21 protein-coding genes and 1 tRNA gene are annotated in these 17786 nt (G+C 64.8%); 5 read left to right on the forward strand and 17 right to left on the reverse strand.

Annotated features, from left to right (window positions below; genetic code table 11):
* Positions 1 to 308 precede the first annotated feature (308 nt).
* The gene (locus ACT3HL_RS11845) at positions 309 to 473 is read right to left on the reverse strand and encodes a hypothetical protein (RefSeq protein ID WP_445087051.1); all 165 of its coding nucleotides are present in this window, start codon (positions 471 to 473) and stop codon (positions 309 to 311) included.
* Here ACT3HL_RS11845 and ACT3HL_RS11850 point away from each other — a divergent pair.
* On the forward strand, positions 464 to 895 hold the full coding sequence (locus tag ACT3HL_RS11850; RefSeq protein ID WP_445087052.1) for a universal stress protein: 432 nt from the start codon (positions 464 to 466) through the stop codon (positions 893 to 895). The two genes, ACT3HL_RS11845 and ACT3HL_RS11850, sit on opposite strands and share 10 nt — an antisense overlap.
* 99 nt (positions 896 to 994) lie before the next feature.
* Here ACT3HL_RS11850 and ACT3HL_RS11855 read toward each other — a convergent pair whose 3' ends face one another.
* The 4 genes from ACT3HL_RS11855 to ACT3HL_RS11870 all read right to left on the reverse strand — a co-directional run bounded on the left by ACT3HL_RS11855 (position 995) and on the right by ACT3HL_RS11870 (position 4102).
* Positions 995 to 2200: an inorganic phosphate transporter gene (locus ACT3HL_RS11855; protein WP_445087053.1), complete on the reverse strand. Its 1206-nt coding sequence runs from the start codon at positions 2198 to 2200 to the stop codon at positions 995 to 997.
* Between the two features lie 101 nt (positions 2201 to 2301).
* On the reverse strand, positions 2302 to 2937 hold the full coding sequence (locus ACT3HL_RS11860; RefSeq protein WP_445087054.1) for an IS6 family transposase: 636 nt from the start codon (positions 2935 to 2937) through the stop codon (positions 2302 to 2304).
* 610 nt (positions 2938 to 3547) lie between these two features.
* A complete protein-coding gene (locus ACT3HL_RS11865) occupies positions 3548 to 3796 on the reverse strand; it encodes a type II toxin-antitoxin system RelE/ParE family toxin (protein ID WP_445087282.1) in 249 nt (82 codons plus the stop codon).
* 21 nt (positions 3797 to 3817) lie between these two features.
* A complete protein-coding gene (locus tag ACT3HL_RS11870; protein ID WP_445087055.1) occupies positions 3818 to 4102 on the reverse strand; it encodes a ribbon-helix-helix protein, CopG family in 285 nt (94 codons plus the stop codon).
* Positions 4103 to 4360: 258 nt separating this feature from the next.
* Between ACT3HL_RS11870 and ACT3HL_RS11875 the strand changes: the two genes are divergently transcribed.
* The 3 genes from ACT3HL_RS11875 to ACT3HL_RS11885 are packed head-to-tail and all read left to right on the forward strand — an operon-like array spanning position 4361 to position 5540.
* Positions 4361 to 4600 carry an antitoxin VapB family protein gene (locus tag ACT3HL_RS11875; protein WP_445087056.1) on the forward strand — a complete coding sequence of 80 codons (240 nt, stop codon included), beginning with the start codon at positions 4361 to 4363 and terminating at the stop codon, positions 4598 to 4600.
* Positions 4593 to 4970, forward strand: coding sequence for a PIN domain-containing protein (locus tag ACT3HL_RS11880; RefSeq protein WP_445087283.1), 378 nt, complete (start codon positions 4593 to 4595; stop codon positions 4968 to 4970). Before ACT3HL_RS11875 ends, ACT3HL_RS11880 begins: the two co-directional genes overlap by 8 nt.
* A 48-nt stretch (positions 4971 to 5018) precedes the next feature.
* Positions 5019 to 5540, forward strand: a complete 522-nt coding sequence (locus tag ACT3HL_RS11885; RefSeq protein ID WP_445087057.1) for a tyrosine-type recombinase/integrase — start codon at positions 5019 to 5021, stop codon at positions 5538 to 5540.
* 521 nt (positions 5541 to 6061) lie between these two features.
* Here ACT3HL_RS11885 and ACT3HL_RS11890 read toward each other — a convergent pair.
* From ACT3HL_RS11890 to ACT3HL_RS11925, 8 genes are all read right to left on the reverse strand, one after another.
* Positions 6062 to 6133: transfer RNA gene (locus tag ACT3HL_RS11890), tRNA-Ala, on the reverse strand.
* A 163-nt stretch (positions 6134 to 6296) separates the two neighbouring features.
* The gene (gene rpsJ, locus ACT3HL_RS11895; protein WP_445087058.1) at positions 6297 to 6605 is read right to left on the reverse strand and encodes a 30S ribosomal protein S10; all 309 of its coding nucleotides are present in this window, start codon (positions 6603 to 6605) and stop codon (positions 6297 to 6299) included.
* Positions 6606 to 7871, reverse strand: a complete 1266-nt coding sequence (tuf, locus tag ACT3HL_RS11900) for a translation elongation factor EF-1 subunit alpha (protein ID WP_445087059.1) — start codon at positions 7869 to 7871, stop codon at positions 6606 to 6608.
* A gap of 167 nt (positions 7872 to 8038) precedes the next feature.
* A complete protein-coding gene (locus ACT3HL_RS11905; RefSeq protein ID WP_445087060.1) occupies positions 8039 to 8998 on the reverse strand; it encodes a homoserine dehydrogenase in 960 nt (319 codons plus the stop codon).
* Entirely contained in the window at positions 8995 to 9522 is a 528-nt protein-coding gene (locus tag ACT3HL_RS11910) for an amino acid-binding protein (protein WP_445087284.1), read from the reverse strand. Before ACT3HL_RS11910 ends, ACT3HL_RS11905 begins: the two co-directional genes overlap by 4 nt.
* A 392-nt stretch (positions 9523 to 9914) precedes the next feature.
* Entirely contained in the window at positions 9915 to 11039 is a 1125-nt protein-coding gene (locus ACT3HL_RS11915; RefSeq protein ID WP_445087061.1) for an ATP-binding protein, read from the reverse strand.
* A 186-nt stretch (positions 11040 to 11225) separates the two neighbouring features.
* A complete protein-coding gene (locus ACT3HL_RS11920; protein ID WP_445087062.1) occupies positions 11226 to 13415 on the reverse strand; it encodes an elongation factor EF-2 in 2190 nt (729 codons plus the stop codon).
* A gap of 267 nt (positions 13416 to 13682) precedes the next feature.
* Positions 13683 to 13892 carry a hypothetical protein gene (locus tag ACT3HL_RS11925; protein WP_445087063.1) on the reverse strand — a complete coding sequence of 70 codons (210 nt, stop codon included), beginning with the start codon at positions 13890 to 13892 and terminating at the stop codon, positions 13683 to 13685.
* Between the two features lie 202 nt (positions 13893 to 14094).
* On the opposite strand from ACT3HL_RS11925, the gene ACT3HL_RS11930 reads away from it, so the two are divergent.
* Positions 14095 to 14859 carry a DUF5781 family protein gene (locus tag ACT3HL_RS11930; protein ID WP_445087064.1) on the forward strand — a complete coding sequence of 255 codons (765 nt, stop codon included), beginning with the start codon at positions 14095 to 14097 and terminating at the stop codon, positions 14857 to 14859.
* A 123-nt stretch (positions 14860 to 14982) separates the two neighbouring features.
* Here the strand turns inward: ACT3HL_RS11930 and ACT3HL_RS11935 are convergent, their stop codons facing one another.
* From ACT3HL_RS11935 to ACT3HL_RS11950, 4 genes are all read right to left on the reverse strand, one after another.
* Positions 14983 to 15597 (reverse strand): 30S ribosomal protein S7, encoded by a 615-nt coding sequence (locus ACT3HL_RS11935; protein WP_445087065.1) that lies wholly within the window; start codon positions 15595 to 15597, stop codon positions 14983 to 14985.
* 1 nt (position 15598) lies between these two features.
* Positions 15599 to 16027 carry a 30S ribosomal protein S12 gene (locus ACT3HL_RS11940; protein ID WP_089768796.1) on the reverse strand — a complete coding sequence of 143 codons (429 nt, stop codon included), beginning with the start codon at positions 16025 to 16027 and terminating at the stop codon, positions 15599 to 15601.
* 231 nt (positions 16028 to 16258) lie between these two features.
* Positions 16259 to 17173, reverse strand: a complete 915-nt coding sequence (locus ACT3HL_RS11945) for a mechanosensitive ion channel domain-containing protein (RefSeq protein WP_445087285.1) — start codon at positions 17171 to 17173, stop codon at positions 16259 to 16261.
* A gap of 187 nt (positions 17174 to 17360) precedes the next feature.
* Positions 17361 to 17783, reverse strand: coding sequence for a NusA-like transcription termination signal-binding factor (locus ACT3HL_RS11950; protein WP_445087066.1), 423 nt, complete (start codon positions 17781 to 17783; stop codon positions 17361 to 17363).
* Between the last annotated feature and the right edge of the window lie 3 nt (positions 17784 to 17786).

The following is a 17786-nucleotide window of genomic DNA, read 5'->3' on the forward strand; positions in this document are numbered from 1 at the left end:
TTAATAGTTGGGAGTCGTCCTGTCTTCGTAGCGTGTTTTGTGTACCGAGTTGTCGGCTTCCTCCCCGAGGTCAAGCCTCGGGGCATCCGCCTTGACGCTTCTGTGAGCGTCTGATCTACCCATCTTGGAGAGCCTGGATCACGTAGACGATGTCGAACTGAACTTGGAACGCGGCGATCGAGGGGTTGATCGAAACATAATCCTCCTGCTTCGGCGCGCTTTGGTAGCATCCGCTGGCGGGCTTCGTCTTCGAGTTGTGTCAACTGCTCGCCCGCTTGCGGCGTAATCTCGACCTCGCTCATTCGTGCCTACTCGTCGCGGTCGACGTCGTACTTCTCTCCACGCTTCGAGGACACGTAGGTCCACATCCGTCGGACCCGCGTCTCGGTCGCTGTCCCGTCGCCGCTGGAATACGACGTCGACTGACCACTGCCGATATGTACACGGGGCCACAAGGTGTCGTATGCCACCATCGCACGTCCTCGTTCCGCTCGACGGGTCACCGCTTGCGGACGCGGCGTTCAGGGAGGCTCTCGACCTCTTCGAGTGTCGGGTGACCGTCCTGAACGTGGTGACGCCGCTTGACGCGGCGATGAGCGAGGGGGGGATCCTCACCCCCGGCGAGGACCGGCGTGAAGCCGCTCGTGAACGCGCCGACCGCATCGTCGACCGGGCGACGGCCCATGCCACCGAGGCCGATCGAGAGATCGAGACGGCAGTGGAGAGCGGCGATCCGGCCGAGGTCATCCTCACGTATGTCGACGCCCACGATGTCGACCACGTCGTGATAGGCGGTCACGGCGGCGAGCGGAGCACTATGCTTCGTCGGTTGCTCGGCACCGTGGCGACGCGCGTCGTCGGCGAGGCCCCCGTGACCGTGACGGTCGTCCGGTAAGCCGACTTCCTGTCTCGGGCTACGTCACCCCACAGCCGCGGGGTATGTCGAATCCGAGTGGTCACCGTGAATGCCCAGAGTCGCAGTTTCGGGTAGAAGTTAGCCACCGAGCACTGCGGAGAAGGCCTTGTAGAGCCCGAACCCGATCGCCGTCGAGGCCGCGAGCGTGATGAGCCAGAACGCGATGGTCACTCCGATCTTTCGGCGCGAGACGCCGGCCGAGCCGCCGGCGAGCCCGCCGCCGATGACGCCGGAAATAATGATGTTGTTGAACGAGATCGGGATTCCCAGCGCGATCGCCAGTTGTGCGATGATAAACCCCGGCACCAGCGCGGCGATGGAGCGTCGGACGCCCAGCTTCGCGTATTCGCGGGAGGTCGCTTGGAGCAGCTTGGGGGCGCCCATCCACGCGCCGGCCAGGATACCGGTCGCACCCAGTACAAGTAGGACGATCCCGGGGAGCCCGAGTTCGGTGCCGTAGAGGTTCTCCAGCGGCCCGGTCGCCAGTCCGACCTGACTGCCGCCACTGGAGAAAGCAACGACGCTCCCGAGAATAACGAGGAACGTCCGGATCCCCTTATCGACGGATTGCTGCGTACGGCGACGGATGAACCGGAAACTCACCGCGGCGGCGACCAGCGTCACGAGGACCACGAGCGGGTCGACCCTCACGACGGTCGGCGTCTCAATCAGCCGCGAGATGTAGCCGGTGATCGAGCTTTGGGTCGCATCGGGCGGCGACGGAATGACCGCCAGCTGGACGTTCGCGATGATCCCGCCGACGACCGCTGCCAAGAGTGGGACACCGACGGTCTCAGGGATGTCGTCACGGCGGAGGACGGTGGCGGTGAGATACGCGAGTCCGCCCGAAACCGGTGGGACGAGCACCCAGAAGAGCACGATACGGCGGTACGTCTCGATGGCCGGGTCACCGCCGAGTGAGAGCCCGACGCCGACCATCGCCCCGGTCGTCGCGAACGCCGCGGGGACGGGATAGCCGGTGTACACGCCGAACGCCATAAACGCGGTTGCGGTCAGCAGGCCAGCCGTCGCCGCCAGTGACGTGATCTGGACGCCGTTGATAAGCCCCGCACCGATCGTATCGGATATCGCCCCGCCCTGTGTCAACGCGCCGAGTGCGGCCAAGATGCCGACGAGGAAGGCCGCCCGCATCGTCGAGATGGCGTTGGCACCGATCGCCGGCGCAAACGGGGGTGAGTTACTGTTGGCCCCGAGTGCCCACGCCGTCGCGAGGCTCGTGACAGTCGCCAGCACGACGAGTGCCCAAAAGACGATCCCCACCACGCTCAGGATCCTCCAGGGGCGGAGTCCCGAGTCATGCCTGTACGTTCCGTCGACGCGGCGTTTAAACGTTCGCACGTTAGGGCGCTCTGCCAAGGTAGTGTTTAGTTTGGAGCATTGAGCCAAGCGGCAAATGCTTGAAGCCAATTTTCAGCGGGTTGAGGCTCAACGTGGCTGTAACAGTTTGAAAAAGACGACGTACGACGCTTGCGTTCTCGAAAGATTCGCTCGATGGCATTCCGATTTCCAGTCCGTTCGGTTTGAAATCGGAGTCCAGCTCTGGCCAGCGCGGTTTGGAGGTGTTGAGCGCCATCGACCAGAAATACGGCAGATTCGACATCGTGTTTCTGGCGAAGTTCACGCAGAAAAATCTCGGTTAACGCGGTGGTTGTCGTCGAAAACAATCGCAAGTGCAGCAGGTCATTTGTGTCGGGGTCGGCAGCAGCGTACAGCCAGAATTGCTGATCGGTGATTCGAATCACGGTCTCGTCGAGCGCAACGTGATTCGGGCTTTGACCCTCTGCAGGCTGTAGATCTGCCTTCTGCACCCAATCGTGGATTGCTTTGCGAGATCGATCGACACCCAGTTCTTCGAGGATAGAGACGGTATTCGACAGCGACAGTCCCGCTAACTGGAGTTGAATACCGAGCTTCATCGCACGCTCGGGTGTCCGCTGTCGCTCCACAAAATCCAAATCAATCCAGTCCGTGCATCCACTGAGGCGGGCGATTTCTGCCATAGACCAGCAAGAAATTCTCCCGCCTCACCCTTCATCCTTAACTAAACACGACCCATCGTAGGGAGCAAATTTATTCTATTAGAGAAAATATCTGGAAGTGTACTGACCGCTCGGTGCAGGTCAGCTGATCACTTGTTGGTCAGATACCAAGCAGCACCGACAGTAAGGACGCTTGCAAAGGCAACGTCTTTGGCTCCGTTGCCGGTGGTGACCACCTCAGGCTCACCGAATGGGGGTAGCAAATCCACTTCGGTGTGAGATCGAGCAGGTCGTTTTCTCATTGTGGGAGGGGGGTCACCTCCCAACAACTCTTGATTGACCTCAGTTTGGCCATAGTTGCTTACATCATAGTCATATCCATATACACTTAAATTATCGGTCTGTTTATGTGATAACGCGTTAAAAGTTTAAAGCTTTGAATCGGGGTCATACGTCCTTTTAGCGTCGTTTACTGTATTACTGTAACACAGTATTTAACCCACACCTGTCTGATAAAGTATTGAAGTACTATCATCACAAGGTGGATTGCTAAAGACAAAAATCAAACCGGTCAAATACGGTAAACTGAACCGCAAAGTTTCCAACTGGTGAAACAAGCCGATACGCGTCCCTACGGGGGAAGGTGCCGGTCGTACACGTTCCGCCGATGCCCGACTACCTCGACGACGAGAACGTCGGCCTCGCGGTCCCACGTGATGATCTCCCGATAGTCACCGGCGCGGAGCTTGTAGTAGGGCCATCCACTGAGCGGACCGAGGCGGTGCTCGGTCCACTCTCGCGCCTCGGCGAGCTTCGTCAGAATCCGCTCGCGGGCTTCATCTTCGAGCTGTGCCAACTGCTCGTCGGCTTGCGGCGTAATCTCGACCTCCGTCGTTCGTGCCTACTCGTCGAGGTCGACGTCGTACTTCTCCGCGACGTCGTCGAGGGAGCGGGTCTCGCCACGCTCCCGCTGCTCGCGGCTCGTCTCCAGAACGTCGAGCGTCTCTTCCGACAGCGTCACCGACGGATTCAACCAATCGCGGAGGGCGTCACGGATCGCCTCCGAGCGCGAGGCGTACCCCCGGCGCTCGTACTCTTCGTCGATCGCCTCCAGTACCGAGGCGGGAACGCGGGCGTCGATCTTTACCATCTGCCCGTTCTCGGGCGCGTTGGTGTCGGTGCTCATATGTTGTGAGACGCTTGTCTCACAGATATAGCTTTCCCACTGTCTCAGGGGACCTACCGACTTCTCGGACAAGTCGGAACCGAACCGCCGAATCCGACCCTGATTCCGCGCCGATCACGCCGCTCCCGTAGGTCCATCTTGCAACCTTCTCTGTAGAATCCGGAAGATGAGTAGCAGCGTACCAAACGCGTGAATCCACTTCTCCCATTCGTGCACCCCAGCATCAGATTCAAGCCCTACACGGTTGTTCCTACAGGTATGGGAACGAAATCGGTCCGCCTCGACGAGGACACGTACGCCTATATCGAGGCGCACAAGCGCGAGGACGAAACGTTCTCGGAGGCGGTCGACCGCCTCACTCACCGCCCGTCGGTCACCGACCTCGCCGGTCTCCTCGATCGGGAGGACGTCGACACGATGCGAGACGCGATCGAGGAGGCGGACGAGCGCGACGTCGAGGAGGTTCGCGAGCTGCGGGAGCGATTCCGTAATTCTTGATACGGCGTTCGTTCTCGATCTCCTCGCTGGCGACGAAGGCGCGGAACAGAAAGCCGAAGCCTTGGAGGAGAGCGGCGTAGTGATGAAGCTCCCCGCGATGACCGTCACGGAGCTGTATATCGGGATCGGGACTGGTGTCGCGGACGACGAGGAAGAACGACAGATCCGGCAGATCATCGAGGCACTCCCGTTCATCCCGATGGATCTCGGCCTTTCTCGGCGCACTGGACGGATGCTCGGGGAATCCGGTAACGTCGTTGGGAAAGGTGATGCGGCGATCGCGGCCGCTGCGGAACGCGAAGACGAGGCTGTTTTGACGCGGAACGCCGACGATTTCGAGACGTTAGGCGTCGACGTGGAAACCTACTGATCGGCCGCTCCCGTAGGCTTATATTCCAACCTTCTCCAGCCAGACGAGATGAGACTAGAAGCGACCTCGAAGCCGGATCAGTATCACGTGTGGATGACCGACGACGAGCTCGAGGATCTCCGCCGAGCAGCGGCGACGTATCGCGATGATCTCGTGATCCAGCTCGGCGGCTACGTCGGCCTCCGCGCTTTCGAGATCCCGCAGATCTGTCCGAACCACGTGAAACGCACCGACGACGGTGACCACGACCGCCTTCGGGTGCCGGAGGGGAAGGACACGACCGGGAGCGGCGGGAAGCCGCGCGATGCCTACCTCCCGAAGGACCTCGAAGGCGACGTCCACCGATACCTGACCGCCGAGGGCGTCGACCGCGAGGAGCCGCTGGTGCCGCTCTCAGAGCGCGGGGTTCGGGACGTGGTCAAACGCACGGCCGAGCGCGCGGCCGACCAGACGGGCGACGCGAACTTTCAGTACGTGAGTAGTCACGATCTCCGCCGACGGTTCGCTCAGCGGCTCCTCGTCGACGAGCAGGTGAACCCGAGAGTCGTGATGCAGGTGGGCGGCTGGTAGTGCTTCGGGATCGTGACGAGACCGGACCCGCTGTCGTTTCGGAGTTTCTGCATAGCTGCCGCGTGACAACCCCCCGTGATAAAACTATCTCCGCAGCAGCATCTAACGAGGAAACGACCGGCTTAGCCGAATCTTCTTTTGATTCACTTGTGACGAGGTCCGGAGCGATCTCCACGAACGGGTACCGGGTATACCGCGAAAATCGGATTTTGAGCGAATATCGAGAAAAAAGCGATCGCACCGGGGCCGGAGATCGGGATCGACGCCTCTGTCCGCTGACAGACCGATCGCGAGCGCGCGCACCGAGACAAGAATGAGTGGTTAGGCGGCTCGATTGGTGGTCGTCTGCGAGTCGGTCATTATAGGAAAGTGAGGTACGGCGGCTGGGTAGTGAGAATAAATCGTCAACACGTTACCGGCAAAGGGTGCCGGACGGCGGTACGAATACACCGGTTTCTGGTGGGGGTAGTTACTTAAAGAAACAGCGCCGTGTGTCGACTACTGGACGCGCGAAGCGCGTATGGACTCGCGGGGATTTGAACCCCGGGCCTCTTCCTTGCGAAGGAAGCGATCTGCCACTGATCTACGAGCCCGCAATCGAATCGAAGGCGGCGGATCATTTGTACCTTCTGTTTCGTCCGCCGCGCGTGGTGCGATATCACACCGCCGCGAAGCGACGCACAGCGATGATACCGACGCCCTAGCGGCGTGACCCGACTGCCGAATCGGTTCTGCGTGTCGGGTTCACAGACGCCGTCAGTCTTCGAGGACGATCTCGATACTGACGTCGTTGGGCACCTGAATCCGCATCAGCTGCCGGAGCGCGCGTTCGTCGGCGTCGATGTCGATGAGACGCTTGTGGACGCGCATCTCCCAGTGCTCCCACGTGGCGGTCCCCTCGCCGTCGGGGGACTTCCGCGTGGGAATCTCGAGCGTCTTCGTCGGCAGCGGGATCGGACCGCTGAGGTTGACCCCCGTCTTGTTCGCGATCTCGCGAACGTCGTCGCAGATGTTGTCGAGGTCGTCCGGGCTGGTCCCGGCGAGACGAACGCGTGCTTGCTGCATCTATCGCTCGTTGACCTCGAGGACCTTTCCGGCCGCGATGGTCTGACCCATGTCGCGGACCGCGAAGGACCCGAGTTCGGGGATGTCGCCCGACGGCTCGATGCTGAGCGGCTTCTGCGGTCGCACGGTCACGACCGCGGCGTCGCCGGACTGGATGAAGTCGGGGTTCTCCTCGGCGACCTCACCCGAGGCGGGGTCGAGCTTCTGATCGATCGACTCGATCGTACAGGCGACCTGCGCCGTGTGGGCGTGGAAGACCGGCGTGTAGCCGGCGGTGATGACCGAGGGGTGCTGCATCACGACGATCTGCGCTTTGAACGTCTCGGCGACCGACGGCGGGTCGTCGGCGGGGCCACAGACGTCACCGCGGCGGATGTCGTCCTTGCCGATGCCGCGGACGTTGAATCCGACGTTGTCACCGGGGCCGGCCTGCGGCACCTCTTCGTGGTGCATCTCAACGGTCTTGACCTCGCCGCCGACGTCCGACGGCTGGAAGGAGACGTTGTCGCCGGGGCTCATCGTCCCCGTCTCGATACGTCCGACCGGGACCGTCCCGATACCGGAGATGGTGTAGACGTCCTGGATCGGGAGTCGCAGCGGCGCGTCCGTCGGCGGCTGCGGCTCCGGCAGGTTGTTGAGCGCTTCCAAGAGCGTCGGGCCGTCGTACCACGACGTGTTCTCGGAGGCCTCGGCGACGTTGTCGCCCTCGAACGCGGAGATCGGAATGTACAGCGCGTCGTCGGCGTTGAACTGGACCTGGTTGAGGAGCTGGTTGACCTCCTCTTTGACGTCGTTGTAGGAGTCCTCGCTGTAGTCGACGAGGTCCATCTTGTTGACGCCGATGATGAGCTCGTTGATGCCCAGGGTGCGGGCGAGGAAGACGTGCTCGCGGGTCTGCGGTGCGACACCGTCGTCGGCGGCGACGACGAGGACCGCGTTGTCAGCCTGCGAGGCGCCCGTGATCATGTTCTTGACGAAGTCACGGTGGCCCGGGCAGTCGACGATGGTGAAGTAGTAATCGTCGGTGTCGAACTCCTGGTGGGCGATGTCGATGGTGACCCCGCGCTCGCGCTCTTCGGCGAGGTTGTCCATCACGTAGGCGAACTCGAAGCCGCCCTTGCCCTTCTCTTCGGCTTCCTCTCGGTGCTGCTCGATTACGTGCTCGGGGACGGACCCTGTCTCGAACAGGAGCCGTCCGACCAGCGTACTCTTTCCGTGGTCGACGTGGCCGATGATGGCCAAGTTCTGGTGCGGTTTGTCACTCATAGGTGGGTCACGCGCTAAGGCGCTCTGTACCGCCTTCTTTAGCCAGAAAGCCCTAAAACCATTTCGATACGTAGACGGCCGAAACGCCGCAGTATCGCGGTTTGTGGGAGCATCTACCACGGGGAACACCGCCAGATTTCCGGGGTGGTGTCGACACCGGCTCGACCTCAGCCGAGCCGCCCTACGTCGCCGAGAACCGCTGAGGCGGTCTCCGGTCCGCCCGCGCCGCGCCCGCTGAGATTCAGCTGGCCGGCGTTCGTCGTCTCCAGTTGGGCGATGTTTCGCGTTCCGGTCACCGCGAGCGCCGCGTTCTGGGGGACTAACCGCGGCCCGACGCGGATCTCCTCGCGCGTCGCCTCGCCGACGAGTCTGATCGTTCGGCCGTCCTCGGCGGCGAGGTCGAGGGCGCTCCCGGGCACGTTGGTGATCCCCTCGACGTCCGCGTCCGCGAGCGTGAACTCCCGCTCGCCCTCCGAGAGGACGTTCGCGAGGATGACGCACTTCAGCGCGGCGTCGGTCCCCTCGACGTCGAAGGTGGGGTCGGCCTCGGCGACGCCGAGGTCCTGCGCCTCCGCGAGGACGTGCTCGTAGTCGATCCCCTCTGCGGCCATCCGCGAGAGGATGAAGTTCGCCGTCCCGTTGAGGACGCCCCGAACAGCGGTGACGTGCGACGGCGAGAGGTCCTCGATGGTCGAGACGATCGGGATCGCCCCGCCGACGGTCGCCTCGAACCGGACCTCGCCGGCGCTTTCGCGTTCCAGTTCGCGCACGTCGCCGTAGCGTTCGGCGACCGGCCCCTTGTTCGCGAGAACGACGTGTCGGTCGCGCTCCAAGGCGGCCTCGACGTGCGAGAAGCCGGGTTCGGCGTCGCCGAGCGTCGTCGGCGTCGCCTCGACGAGGACGTCGTAGTCGGCCTCCAGCGCGGCCGCGGGGTCGTCATCGCCGACGCGTCCCTCCGAGGACTTCCGGTCCAAGGCGGACGCGACGTCGACCGACTCGGCGTCGACGACGGCCGACGACGAGTCCGCGAAGGCGACCACGGCGTGTCCGTACTCAGCGGCCAGTTCGGCGACCGAACTCCCGACCGCGCCCGCCCCGATAACGGCGAGGCGCTTTCCGTCGGTCATACCGCACCTCCGGTGAGGGGTTCGACCACGTGCAGGTCCTTCTCGGCCGCGATCTCCTCGACGACCGAGAGCGCGTCGGCGGTCTCGCCGGTGCGCGTCGCCATCCGGAGGCGGGCGCTCGACACGTCGCTCCGGCCCTCCGGAGCGGTCATCGAGAGGTCGTCGATCGACGTCGAGGGGTGCTTTTCGATCCGCTGAAGCGTGTCCGAGAGGTCGGTGTCGACGAGGTGGCCGACGAGGAGCACGACGAGCTCTTCGGCGTAGTGCTCTGCGCCCGCCTGAACGACGTTGACGCCCGCCTCGCGGAGCGCCGCGACGATCGCCTCGAAGCGGGCCGGCGTGGCCTCGACGTCGACCTCGACGGGGATTCGACCGCGCGGCGTGACGTTCCCCCGCTCGTGGAAGATCGAAAGCAAATTGCCGCCGTTCTCGGAGATCGGCTGTAAGGCGGCCAGAAGCTGCCCCGGCTCGTCGGCGAGTTCGAGCCGGATCGTGTGCGGCTGCGGCTCGCCGCTGCCGTCAATCTCCGCGTCCCGCCCGTCAGCCGCCGGGTTCGGGGACGCGGGTTCGTCGCCCGTTGCTCCCGGTTCGGCGTCGGCCTCTGCCTCGGCGTCCGCGTCGGCCTCCGAGTCGGATCCGAGCGTTGACGTCACAGATAGCTCACTCCGGGGCGTTCGTCGTTCTCACAGCGCGGTTCCGAGGCCGATACGCGAGCCGACACACCGGCTCGACAGTCCGCTCCCGCGCCGATAGATCGAGCGCGTGAGGCCGAATCCGTACACATACCACAAGGTCAACTGCCGGACCGATATAAGCCTTCGTCGATGGCACGCCTTGCCGGCGTCACAAACGGGCGTAGAATCACTCCGCGTGGGACCGAAAACTCCGCGTGGGACCGAAACGGTCCCCGATTGGCTCAGGCGCGCGGAACCGACAGCGTCACCGTCGTCGCGTCGTCCCGCTCCGCGAACGAGAGCCTCCCGCCGTGTGTGTCCGCGACCGTCTTCGCGACCCAGAGCCCCAGCCCGCTCCCGTGCGTCAGCTGCGTGATGTCCGTCTCACCACCGACGACCTCCCGCTCGTGGTCGGGGATCCCATCGCCCCGGTCGGAAACCGACAGTTCGACCGTATCGGGAAGCACGTGGACCGAGGCCTCGACGGGCGGCTCGCCGTGTCGGGCGGCGTTTTCGAGCAGCTCGTCCAGCGCCGTGCGGAGCCCGTCGCTCGCGCGCACCGTCCCATCGAGGTCGTCGGGGGCGTCGAACGCGAACTCGACGTCGGGGAAGCGCTCGCGAGCGCGCTCGACGCGCTCCTCGAAGACCGCCGCCGGATCGGTCGGTTCGTACTCCTCGAGCGGGCGGTCGCGCTCCCGCGTGATCGCTTTCGCGCCCTCGGCGAGGCTCCCGACCGTGCCGGCGCTGCGCTTCAGGACGGCCGCCGACCGGCGAAGCTGCTCGTCGTCGGGGCGGTCGGCGACGATGTCGGCGTGGCCCGAGAGCACCTGCGCCTCGTTTCTGAGGTTGTGTCTGAGCACGCGGTTCAGTACCGCCGTCCGCCGGCGCTCGCGGGCGAGTTGCTCCGCGCGGACCCGCCTCGCGTCGTAGACGCCGATGATGACGTGCGCGGCCGCGCCGATCGCCAGCAGGTTTCCGACGGTGAACATCGACGGGGCGATGCCGCCCGAGAGGCGGTTCTGCGCGTACGCGTGCGCGAGCATCACGCTGCCGAGCACGACGACGCCGAGGAGGTTCCAGACGGCGATCCGCGCCGCGTTGCGGTCGCTGAACCCGCTGTAATAGAGCAGGCCGCCGACCGCGACGAGCGCGACGGAGACGAGGGTCCCGACGACGCCGAGCCCGACCGCCACCGGGCCGCCGCCGTCGAGCACCGGAAAGAGGTTCGGGACGAGCAGCACGAGCCCTGTCAGCGAGATGACCGCGCTGGCGACCACTCGCGTTATCGACGTCCCCCGTCGCGCGACGGTCTCCGGCGGCGAGCCGAAGCCGACCCGATCGAACAGGGTGAGAAGTCGTGTTCGCATACGGACAGTCCACGGAGAACGGACGCTTGAAACTACTGGCCCCGCTATCGACCCGGAGAATCTGGGACGACGATCGCGGCGTCCTCGGAGAATCTGCGATCAGGCGTCGAGTCGGGCCGACGACCGACCGTCGAACCGAGCGAGTCGGTCCGCGCGCGGTTCGAGGCGAAAGCCGCGCCGATCAGCTCAGAACTGGTCGACCGACTGGGGGAGTTCGAGCTTCATTCCCTTCCGCTCGCGGATCTCCATAATCTTCTCGCGCTGGAGGTTGTCCACGAGCACGCGGAAGCCGGCGTTCTCGGTGTTCCACGACGCGCGGCCCTCGGTCGCAGAGCGGATGTCCGAGGAGAAGCCGATCATCTCTTCGACGGGCGCGATGCCCTCGATGACCATCAGGTCGCCCTCTTGGAACATGTCGTCGACGCGGCCGCGACGACCCTGGATCTCGCCGGAGGCCGAGCCCATGTGTTCGGAGGGAACGTCGATCCGGACGTTCTGGATGGGTTCGAGCAGCTTGATGTCGGCGTCGATGAGCGCGCGGTGGACGGCGTTGCGGACGGCGGGGATGACCTGCGCCGGACCGCGGTGGATGGTGTCCTCGTGCAGTCTCGCGTCGTGCAGTCGGAGCAGCGCGCCCTGAACGGGCTCGTTGGCCAGCGGACCGTCGTCGAGGGCCTCGTCGAGCCCCTCGATGACGAGTTCCATCGTCTCGTTGAGGTGCTGGATCCCCTTCGTGTCGTCGATGAGGATGTTGGTGCCGTGGATGTGCTCGACCTCTTGGGAGGTGTCTTTGTCCATCCCGGCCTCCTGCAGCGCCTCGCGGCGCTCCAGTTCGGGCATGTCCATCGAGACCTCGCCGAGCTTGATCGCGTCGACGACGTCCTCCGAGAGGGGCTCGACGGTGATGTAGAACTTGTTGTGGCGGTTCGGCGAGACGCCCTCGACCTCGCGGGAGGCCTGCTGCGGGGCCTCGCGGTAGACGACGATCGGTTCGCCCGTCTGGACCGGAATGCCCTGGTTCTTCTGGATACGCTGGGTGATGACTTCGAGGTGCAGCTCGCCCTGTCCGCTGATGAGGTGCTCGCCGGTGTCCTCGTTGATTTCCACCCTGATGGTCGGGTCCTCCTTCGCGACCTGCTGGAGCGTCTCGATGAGCTTCGGCAGGTCGTCCATGTTCTCCGCCTCGACGGACTTCGTGATGACCGGCTCGGAGATGTGCTCGATCGACTCGAACGGCGTCATCTCGAGGGACGAGACGGTGGAGCCGGCGATGGCGTCGCGCAGGCCGGTGACGGCCGCGATGTTCCCGGCGGGGACGCCGCGATCGAGCTCCTCGCGCTCGCCGCCCATGAAGATCCCGACCGACTGCACGCGGTTCTTGCCCGCGGTGCCGGAGACGTACAGCTCCTGTCCCTGCTTGATCGTCCCGCTGAACAGCCGTCCGGTGGCGATCTCGCCGGCGTGGGGATCCATCGAGATGTCCGTCACCATAAAGACGACCTCGCCCTCGTCGTCGACCTCGCGCATCTGGCGCGCGAGCTCGGACTCGTCGTCACCGCGCCAGACGCGCGGGATGCGGCGGGGCTGGGCGTCGAGCGGGTTCGGGAAGTGCTCGGCGACCATGTCGAGCACGACGTCCGACAGCGGCGTCTGCTCGTGGAGTTCGAGCCGCTGATCGTTGCGCTCCATCTCGATGATCTCGGGGAAGCCGATCCCGGTGCGGACCATCGACGGCGCGGAGACGCCCCACTTGTAGAGCGCCGATCCGAACGCGACAGTGCCGTCCTCGACGGAGACCGTCCAGTCGTCGATGTCGTCGCGGTCCTCGGTCATCCCGCGGATGAGTTCGTTGACGTCGCCGATGACGTCCATCAGGCGCTCCTGCATCTCCTCGGGGCCCTCTTGGAGCTCGGAGATGAGGCGGTCGACCTTGTTGATGAACAGCGCGGGCTTGACGCCCTCCCGCAGCGCCTGCCGGACGACCGTCTCGGTCTGCGGCATCGCGCCCTCGACGGCGTCGACGACGACGAGCGCCCCGTCGACCGCGCGCATCGCACGCGTCACGTCGCCGCCGAAGTCGACGTGGCCGGGCGTGTCGATGAGGTTGATGAGGTGGTTTTCCTCCTCGTACTCGTGAGTCATCGAGACGTTCGCCGCGTCGATGGTGATCCCTCGCTCCTGTTCGTCCTCCTCGGTGTCCATCATCAGACGGGTCGCCTCGCCCTCGTCGGCGATCATCCCCGCCCCCGCGAGGAGGTTGTCTGTCAGCGTCGTCTTCCCGTGGTCGACGTGAGCCGCGATGGCGATGTTCCGGATGTTCTCCGGTTTGTCCATCAGTTGCTCACACTCTTGTACGATCTTTTTTCGTCGGCCCATTATACGAGCCAGTACCGGCAGGAGGGTCAAAAGGGTAGTGTTTTGCCGATGCCGAAATCGACGGGTACGACGGTCGATGACTGGGTATGCGTCGTTTTGACACGATCCGCGGCGTCGACGGGCTATAGCAGCGTTTGCAACTGAGTGCGCATTCGATCGCACGCAGTCGTGCGGTCGAGTGTGTACAGACTTGCAAACGCTACTATAGCGTGGCGGTCGCACGCCTTCGCTCGCGGGGTCACACGACGGCGCGCGGTATCGCGGCCGTTACTCGGACGGCGATTTCTGCTTGACCTTCCGGTAGGCGGCTTTCACGCCGACGCTCGTCTCGCCGACCATCGCGCCGACGAGGCCACCGAGAGCGCCGCCTGTGCTCGCCGCGTTCCGACTGATTATGCCCCCGAGTCCGGCACCGATCGCTGCGCCGATCGCGGCGTACTTTGCGCGGTTGATGATTCGTGTTATCTTGGACTTCATAGTTGAACCAACGAACGGACAGCGTAAAAATATTCGTACGTTTCCACATAATTTGTGAGATGGTATCGGTCATCTCTCACCGCACAATGTCGAGGTACGGACGGAGAACGCATCTATACACCCCCCACCGCTTCGGCGTCGACCCGTCGAAGACGGCCCCGGAGTAAGAGTCTTGTCCGCCGGCACCGTGAGAGTAGTACGCATGGACTTGCGAGTACAAGGGACCGTCCCGGCCGGTCCGTTTCTCGGCGCGGCGGATCTGTTCGAGACCGAGCACGACCTCGAGTACCCGGTGTACGTCGACGTCAGGACCGACCCGGACGAGCGGACATGGGCGGCGCACTACGACGAGTACCACGTCCTGAACATCTCCCGGCAGGCCGCGACGAGCGCGATGGCCCGAGAGCTCGTCGTTCACGAACTCGCGCACATGGCCCGAAACGAGGAGGGCCACGTCTCACACCACCTCAAGACCGAAGAGGCGCTCTTTCTCGCGCTCTCGGGCGAGTCCGTCGAGCGGCGGAAGGTCGCACACTGCTATCAGATCGCGAACCACATGAAGGACATCTACGCCGACGACCTCACCCTCTCGGTGATGCCGCCGGAGAAGCTGGTCGCCTTCCTCGAATCCGAACTCGCCCGCGCGGTCGCCACCCGATCCGACCCCGCCCCGTGGCCCGATTCGCGCCGGGTCACCGCCGGGTCCGATCCGGAGATCACCGCCGTGAACGCGGCGTTCGCGCTCGGTCTCGTCGAGCGCCACGGCGTCGTCGACAGGGACCACCGCATCTACGATCTGGCGCACGCCGCCGCGGACGACGCGCCGAACGTCGACCTCGACGCGTTCAAGCGGCGGTTCCGCTCGCTCGGAGACGACCCCTCAGACAGCGAGTACCGGAAGGCGCTCGTCGACGCGACCCGCGCGTACGTCGTCGGCGACGGCGGGGGCTCGGTGGCCGCCGACTGACCGCGGACAACCTCACACGAAGACAGCGGGTCGTCGACTCGACCGGGCGGCCACACCGGTCTCGGTCGGGGAATCGAATCGGAGAAACGGGAACGAAAGGAGTGTGCTGTCGGTGCGAACGGTCTAGCGCGCGGCTTCGGCGACGCGTTCGGACTCCTCTTTCTGCCCGATCGCGTACGACTGGACGTCGTAGTTGGCCGCGCCGATGAGCACCTGCGCGAGGGCGTCCGAGGCGCTCTGGGCGGTCTTATAGGAGGCGCGCTGGGTTCCCTCCGCGATGAACTTCAGCGACTGGTCGACGCGGCGCTGCGGCGCGACGTCGACGGCCTGCGGGACGGAGATCCCGCCGTACTTCAGGCGGACGGTCTCCTCGCGCGGGGCGGCGTTCTCGACCGCGCGGACGAGGACCTGCACGGGGTTCTCCTCGGTCCGGTCGTGGACGGTCTCGAAGGCGTCCTTGACGATCTTCATCGTCTTCTGCTTGTGGCCCGTGTTCTCCTCGGTCTGCATCAGGCGGTTGACGAGCCGCTCGACGACGCTGAGTTCGGACTTCTTGAACTGCTTTCCGGCGTGTCGCCCCATCGTGTGGGCGATGGGCGTGACGTTGATGTAGCGCTCCGTGGAGGGGTCGCGGTACTCGATCTCTGCGACGTCCCAGACGCCGAACAGCTGTGCGTTCGACTCCGCCTCCTCGCTGTCGGCGGGAGCGTCGGGTTCGGGAGCTTCGCTTTCGGACATCTCAGCGCACCGGTTTCTCGGCGTTGCCGCGGACCAGTTCGATCATCGAGACGCCGTTGACCTTCTCGACTTTGTAGTTCACGCCCGAGAGGTCGCCCATCGCGCGACCCTTCGCGCCGCCGATCCCGGCGATCGTGACCTCGTCGTGCTCGTCGATGAACGAGATGGCGCCGTCGCCCGGACAGAAGGCGGTGACCTGTTTCCCGTTCTTGATGAGCTGCACTCGGACGCACTTTCGGATGGCCGAGTTGGGCTGTTTCGCTTCGATACCGACCTTCTCGAGGACGATCCCGCGTCCCTGCGGGGCCCCCTCGAGGGGGTCGGACTTCGCTCCGAGACCGCGTTCGCGGCGCGCGTACTCCGAGTCGGACCAGCGTCGCTTCTGCCGGTCCTGCTTGAGTTTGCGCGCGGCGTATTTGCCGTTCGCCATAGTAACCCGGGTTTCCCGTCGGAGCTACTTAAGCCTCCCTTTTCGATCCCGGCGAAACGGCCGCAGGTCCGATTAGCGACCCCTAAGAAGGGTTCTGAGGCCGTCTTTTCTGTTCCAGTTCGCGACCGCTCGCGGAGGCAGAGCGACTCAGCGGCGCGGAGACCGTGTCGTTTCGAATTCAGCTGTCCCCGCTTTCCCGTCTCGCTCTCCCGCTCTTTCTCCGTCTACTCGTCAGTCCGTCCCCTCCTCCGTCGGCTCACTCGTCCGCTCGTCGACTCGACCGTCGAGGTCGACCGAAATCCCGCCGCTGAGTTCGTACTCCGAGGCTGGCCCGAGCGTCACCCCGACGCCGTCGAGCCGACGTTTCACCCGTCGTCGGAAGTCAGACCGGAGCGCCGGGAGGTTGAGATCCATCGGGTCTGCAATCCAGCACTCGGCCCGCACCCGGATCGCGGCCTCCTCGAAGCCGTCGAGCGTCGCGGTCGGTTCGGGCACCTCGAGTGTGCGGTCGTCGTTCCGCGCGACCTCGACGAGTTCCCGGAGGACCAGCTCGACGTCGTCGTCGTAGGAGATGGTCACCGACTCGACGATGCGGTAGCGTTCGCCGCCGTACGGCCGCCTGAGCGTGCTCGCGGTCAGCTCTGTGTTCGGTACGGTGATCGTCTCGTTGTTCACTGTTCGGATCCGGGTCACGCGGAAGTCGACCGCTTCCACGATTCCCTCGCCGTCGGGCCAAGCGATCCAGTCGCCGACGTTGAAGTCGGGATCGGCGATCAGCGACAGCCCGCTCACGAGCGACCCGATGAAACCCTGGCTCGCCGCGCCCACGACGAGCGTCAGCGCGGCGACGATGATGGTGAGGTTCGAGAGGAACCGCCAGAGACCCGCGCCGACGATACCGATGAGGAGCGCGACGAAGACGATGGCGGCGTGCAAGTACGTCTCTGCGGCCGTCTGGAGCGTGGGGTTGTTCCGGTTTCGCTCCGCGATGATCCGGATCGCGACCGGAAGGACGAGCGCCCGTCCGAGCACGTAGACCACGAGCGCACTGAGCGCGAATCCCGCCGCCGTCCGGAAGAGGTCGCGGTACGCGTCGGCGACGACCCCCTCGAACGTACCGGGCGGGATTACCTGTCCGGGTGGCATCCGCCGTCCCGGCGCCGACAGGGCGGTCCCGAGCAGTCCGTGTGACACGTTCCCCAAGACGGGCAGCACCGCAAAAAATCCGGGAGTATCCCCAAGTGACTGGTACGCACCCGTCCGCCGGTTCGCCGCGTTCGCGGCGGCGGAGAGGTGGGCCAGTCGCGTCGGCGGAAAGCGTCGGCCGACGCCCTCACGTCAACTGGATGTCGTCGATATCGTAGTGGCGGCTCGCGAGCGTCCGCGCGGTCTCGATGTTCCTCCCGTCCGCGCCGATGGCGACGCCGCGGTCCGCCTCCGGGACCTCGACGTACGCCACCCGCTCGCCGCCCTGTTCGGAGAGCGTCACGTGCCGGACGGCCGCGGGCGCGAGCGCGCTCTCGACGAAGGCGGTCGGCGTGTCGGCGTCCTCGACCAGTTCGACGTCGCGACCGATCGCCCGCTCGACCGCCTGCACGTGCGATCCGCCGGGACCGATCGCGGTCCCCATATCGCCGGCGGCGACGAGGATGACCACCCGGTCGTCGAAGACGAGGCAATCGCGGGCCGTCGCGCCCGTCTCGTCCTCGAAGCGGGCGATGTACTGGCGCGCGGCGTCCGACAGCGTGACACGCATCGA

Source organism: Halobellus sp. GM3 (genome assembly GCF_052545375.1).

What these genes read in the sequence shown, in the direction of transcription:
- ACT3HL_RS11850 (WP_445087052.1), top strand. Translation starts at nt 464, where the DNA reads ATGCCACCATCGCACGTCCTCGTTCCGCTCGACGGGTCACCGCTTGCG.
- ACT3HL_RS11845 (WP_445087051.1), bottom strand. Translation starts at nt 473, where the DNA reads ATGGTGGCATACGACACCTTGTGGCCCCGTGTACATATCGGCAGTGGT.
- ACT3HL_RS11860 (WP_445087054.1), bottom strand. Translation starts at nt 2,937, where the DNA reads ATGGCAGAAATCGCCCGCCTCAGTGGATGCACGGACTGGATTGATTTG.
- ACT3HL_RS11870 (WP_445087055.1), bottom strand. Translation starts at nt 4,102, where the DNA reads ATGAGCACCGACACCAACGCGCCCGAGAACGGGCAGATGGTAAAGATC.
- ACT3HL_RS11875 (WP_445087056.1), top strand. Translation starts at nt 4,361, where the DNA reads ATGGGAACGAAATCGGTCCGCCTCGACGAGGACACGTACGCCTATATC.
- ACT3HL_RS11885 (WP_445087057.1), top strand. Translation starts at nt 5,019, where the DNA reads ATGAGACTAGAAGCGACCTCGAAGCCGGATCAGTATCACGTGTGGATG.
- rpsJ (WP_445087058.1), bottom strand. Translation starts at nt 6,605, where the DNA reads ATGCAGCAAGCACGCGTTCGTCTCGCCGGGACCAGCCCGGACGACCTC.
- tuf (WP_445087059.1), bottom strand. Translation starts at nt 7,871, where the DNA reads ATGAGTGACAAACCGCACCAGAACTTGGCCATCATCGGCCACGTCGAC.
- ACT3HL_RS11905 (WP_445087060.1), bottom strand. Translation starts at nt 8,998, where the DNA reads ATGACCGACGGAAAGCGCCTCGCCGTTATCGGGGCGGGCGCGGTCGGG.
- ACT3HL_RS11915 (WP_445087061.1), bottom strand. Translation starts at nt 11,039, where the DNA reads ATGCGAACACGACTTCTCACCCTGTTCGATCGGGTCGGCTTCGGCTCG.
- ACT3HL_RS11920 (WP_445087062.1), bottom strand. Translation starts at nt 13,415, where the DNA reads ATGGGCCGACGAAAAAAGATCGTACAAGAGTGTGAGCAACTGATGGAC.
- ACT3HL_RS11925 (WP_445087063.1), bottom strand. Translation starts at nt 13,892, where the DNA reads ATGAAGTCCAAGATAACACGAATCATCAACCGCGCAAAGTACGCCGCG.
- ACT3HL_RS11930 (WP_445087064.1), top strand. Translation starts at nt 14,095, where the DNA reads ATGGACTTGCGAGTACAAGGGACCGTCCCGGCCGGTCCGTTTCTCGGC.
- ACT3HL_RS11935 (WP_445087065.1), bottom strand. Translation starts at nt 15,597, where the DNA reads ATGTCCGAAAGCGAAGCTCCCGAACCCGACGCTCCCGCCGACAGCGAG.
- ACT3HL_RS11940 (WP_089768796.1), bottom strand. Translation starts at nt 16,027, where the DNA reads ATGGCGAACGGCAAATACGCCGCGCGCAAACTCAAGCAGGACCGGCAG.
- ACT3HL_RS11945 (WP_445087285.1), bottom strand. Translation starts at nt 17,173, where the DNA reads ATGCCACCCGGACAGGTAATCCCGCCCGGTACGTTCGAGGGGGTCGTC.
- ACT3HL_RS11950 (WP_445087066.1), bottom strand. Translation starts at nt 17,783, where the DNA reads ATGCGTGTCACGCTGTCGGACGCCGCGCGCCAGTACATCGCCCGCTTC.